Raw genomic sequence first — 3178 nt, forward strand, 5'->3', positions numbered from 1 at the left:
AGCTGGGCGGTACCGCCCAGCTATCCCCCGGCTTTAGCCGTCGGGAGTGTCAAGGCTAATCGTCAAGTCACTTGGCCTATGCCCGGGGTAGTTTTGCAGCCTGAGTCTGGAGGCTTTGCGCCGGGGCAGTCGGCTCAGAGCGGCGGAGTCTCCTCAAGCAATCGGTGTCGTCGTACAACGGACGAGCACGATGGTGGCATTGTCTGGGGCACCCAGGGTCAAGACGCGCTGAATGATGGCGTTAGCGCAGCCCTGGAGGTCGGGGTTTTGCCAGATGAGGGCGTGGATGCTGGTGAGGTCCAAACATTCCCAGACTCCATCGGTACATAAGAAAATGACCTCTTCTGGGGTCAACACTAAGTCCGGGAGGGTATCAAGGGCGTCAGCCGCTAAATTCCGCACCTCACCCACCGAACGCAGGAGTTGATTGCGCTGGGGGTGCGTCAGGGCCTCAGTTTCGGTAATCAAACCACGATTGATGAGCGAACGGACTAAGGAATGGTCCTCACTCAACAGCACCAAGCCCTCGGTCCCTACTCGATAGGCCCGACTGTCCCCGAGATGGGCCAGGGTCAACCGCGCTCCACACAACACGATCCCGGTCAGGGTGCAGCCCCCAGCCCCGCCCAATTGCTGATGGACTACTTGATTCGCCCGGATCAGTCGGTCCACCGTCCACGCCTGTTGTTCTGCCACGGTCTCAAAGGCCGGGGGGTCCGCCGCGCCGACAAACTGTCCCGTCGCCAAGGCACTCGCCACCTCACCCTGGAGCATCCCGCCAATACCATCAGCGACACAGGCCACCAAAATTCCTGATGCGCCCTCATCGGTCACAGCACTGCTGACCCGATAACCCCAACTATCTTGATTGAGGGTCCGGCGGATATTCAAACCCTGGGTTGTTGCCGCCCCCACTTGGTAGGTAAAGGCTTGCCGCTGCCGCCCCGCCCGCAGTTGACGGACTAAGCGCAACAGTTCATCGAAATCACACCGTTGGTCGGGGCTAGCAAGGGTCCGCCCAAGGACCTGGACCGCGCCTGGTATTTGGAGCGCGGCGGGTACATTCAAGAAATCCACCCCGCCCTCCGGTGGCTCCTCACCCGTCAGCAACCGATAGAACAAAGCACCCAGGGTATAAATATCTTCCTGTCCCGTCACCACGCCCCCAGCCGCGAGTTCCGGGGCGGTATAACCGGGAAGATAGACCGCCACCAGGGGCACGGTGCCCAAGGGTGTCAGGTAGGACAGGCCCTCTAGGACCACCGGGCGGCCCACCACCACCTCGGTGGGATGAAAAGCTAAGACCTGCCAACCAGTTTGGTGAATTTTTTTGAGTAACTGGACTAGTTGCAGGTAATCCCCCAACAGGTCCACCCAGCCCACCTGTTCTAGCTGTTGTTGCAAACTAAAGCCCTCGACCACACTCAGCAAGAGCGATAATTCGCCATCTACTTCCTGCCAAGCCAAGCGTTGCGGGAGCATCCGGTGGGGCAGTTGACCCAAGAAATCCACTTGGGCATTCAGTCGTGCCCGTTCTCCCGTCCACAACTGGACGGTCTCGCCCGTCATGAGTTGTACCCGGTAACGCTGGTAAAGAGAGCGGGGCAAGACCTCCATGATCATCCCCTGGTAGGATTCGACGCTGATAGTCTCTCCCACTTGGCGGGTCAAGACGAAGGGGGCCGGGGTGACGGGGTAAACGTCTTCTTCCAGATTGGCTTCGGACTCAAGGCGTTCAGTCTGCACGAGGCCCCTCCTCAATTAGGACTAAGCGGGCATTGCCGAGGGCTAGTTCATCGCCTAGTTCCAGACGATAGGGCGCAGACAGACGGGAGCCAAAACTAGTCCCGGTTCTCAGTTTCACAAAAACACCGTTGGTGGACCCTAGATCTTTAACGAACCAATGACCCTGGTCACAAAAGAGTTCAGCATGGAGCCGTGAAACCGTTTCACAGCCCGGTAGCCCCGTCAAATCAATGTCCACGGGACCCGTGATTGTATCGAAACGACCCAGGATCAATCGCTCCCCGCCCAACAGAAACTTGGTCCCCGTGAGACTACCCTGACGCTTAACCGCCAGCCGCAGAGTGTTCGGGGCTAGGGCAGGTAGGGGCACTATTTCGATGGTGACGGGCGGTACAGAGCGGGGTTGAATTAACTCTGCCCCGCAGCCCTCACAAAAATCCACATCTTTTGAGTTGACAGTCGTGCAGACTCCGCAGGTAATCACCATGGTCCCCAGTCAAGTTCCCATCCAGGGTACCCAGATTACCCAAGCCCATAAAAAAAGAGGGTCTAGCCCTCCTTTTGTCAAAATCGCCGCAGTCTTAGACCGGAGCCCCAGGCCCCACATAGGAGCCCCAAATAAACACGCCCAACACAGTCAGTACACCCAGGACTGCGAAAGTCCCGACCAACCATAGGGGAAGACGGTCCGGCATCAGTAACCTCCCAAGTGTCGTCCAAATTAACCAATAATGTAACTTGAAAAGAGCAGGGCAGTTACTAAAACTAATAACAGGCCCAAAAAGAGCGAGGTGCGGTTGAGTTCGACACGGGGCCGCGAGGGAACCGAGTTGTAACGGTCGGGCGGACGCTGGTTCGGATTAGTCATGACAAACCTACTTTTGGATGAACTGCATGGCAACCAAGGCACCAAAGAAGAACACGGTCGGTACAGCCAGGGCGTGTACTGCCAACCAACGGACGGTGAAAATCGGGTAGGAGACGGGCTGAACGGAGCGGTTAGGGCGATTGCTGGATGTGGACGTAGACATGTGTACCTCCTAGGACAGGATTAGGGTGTGGGGGCGGGTTTGGTGGACTGGTCGAGTTGTTCTTTGCTTGTATAGCGGTCAGTGACGAGAGGTTTTTTGACCCCATCTTCTTTGTAATATTCGTTAGGGCGCGGTGTACCGAAGGCATCATAAGCAAGCCCGGTGCTGACAAACAAGAAACCACTGCTAAAGAGTAGCAAGAGGGCAGGAATGTGGATCAGCCAGTAACGGGTACTGGTGATGATATCTGTGAAAGGACGTTCACCGGTGGTACGGGACATGACGGGATACCTCGGCCTGACTGCTGTGATACCACATTTTACCACCGATACTACGGATCGTTAAGACAGATGAGAAAAAATCTTTGCATTAGTTTACAAGAGGCCCCCAACCCCCCAGCC

The 3178-nt window shown here is 56.7% G+C and carries 6 protein-coding genes; all 6 read right to left on the reverse strand.

Annotated elements, in window-relative coordinates; translation table 11 throughout:
* Positions 1-153: 153 nt before the first annotated feature.
* The 6 genes from HFM78_RS11070 to psbE all read right to left on the reverse strand — a co-directional run bounded on the left by HFM78_RS11070 (position 154) and on the right by psbE (position 3058).
* Complete coding sequence (locus HFM78_RS11070; RefSeq protein ID WP_287129508.1) at positions 154-1746, reverse strand: protein phosphatase 2C domain-containing protein; 1593 nt, start codon at positions 1744-1746, stop codon at positions 154-156.
* Positions 1736-2233, reverse strand: a complete 498-nt coding sequence (locus tag HFM78_RS11075) for an FHA domain-containing protein (protein WP_287129509.1) — start codon at positions 2231-2233, stop codon at positions 1736-1738. Before HFM78_RS11075 ends, HFM78_RS11070 begins: the two co-directional genes overlap by 11 nt.
* A 94-nt stretch (positions 2234-2327) precedes the next feature.
* Positions 2328-2441, reverse strand: a complete 114-nt coding sequence (locus tag HFM78_RS11080) for a photosystem II reaction center protein J (protein WP_287129510.1) — start codon at positions 2439-2441, stop codon at positions 2328-2330.
* A gap of 26 nt (positions 2442-2467) precedes the next feature.
* A complete protein-coding gene (psbL, locus tag HFM78_RS11085) occupies positions 2468-2614 on the reverse strand; it encodes a photosystem II reaction center protein L (RefSeq protein WP_287129511.1) in 147 nt (48 codons plus the stop codon).
* A 7-nt stretch (positions 2615-2621) separates the two neighbouring features.
* A complete protein-coding gene (psbF, locus tag HFM78_RS11090) occupies positions 2622-2777 on the reverse strand; it encodes a cytochrome b559 subunit beta (RefSeq protein ID WP_287129512.1) in 156 nt (51 codons plus the stop codon).
* Between the two features lie 20 nt (positions 2778-2797).
* Positions 2798-3058 (reverse strand): cytochrome b559 subunit alpha, encoded by a 261-nt coding sequence (psbE, locus tag HFM78_RS11095; RefSeq protein ID WP_287129513.1) that lies wholly within the window; start codon positions 3056-3058, stop codon positions 2798-2800.
* Between the last annotated feature and the right edge of the window lie 120 nt (positions 3059-3178).

This window comes from Candidatus Cyanaurora vandensis (genome assembly GCF_013285555.1).
In the GTDB taxonomy this organism is placed as follows: domain Bacteria; phylum Cyanobacteriota; class Cyanobacteriia; order Gloeobacterales; family Anthocerotibacteraceae; genus Cyanaurora; species Cyanaurora vandensis.

What these genes read in the sequence shown, in the direction of transcription:
- HFM78_RS11075 (WP_287129509.1), bottom strand. Translation starts at nt 2,233, where the DNA reads ATGGTGATTACCTGCGGAGTCTGCACGACTGTCAACTCAAAAGATGTG.
- psbL (WP_287129511.1), bottom strand. Translation starts at nt 2,614, where the DNA reads ATGACTAATCCGAACCAGCGTCCGCCCGACCGTTACAACTCGGTTCCC.
- HFM78_RS11080 (WP_287129510.1), bottom strand. Translation starts at nt 2,441, where the DNA reads ATGCCGGACCGTCTTCCCCTATGGTTGGTCGGGACTTTCGCAGTCCTG.
- psbF (WP_287129512.1), bottom strand. Translation starts at nt 2,777, where the DNA reads ATGTCTACGTCCACATCCAGCAATCGCCCTAACCGCTCCGTTCAGCCC.
- psbE (WP_287129513.1), bottom strand. Translation starts at nt 3,058, where the DNA reads ATGTCCCGTACCACCGGTGAACGTCCTTTCACAGATATCATCACCAGT.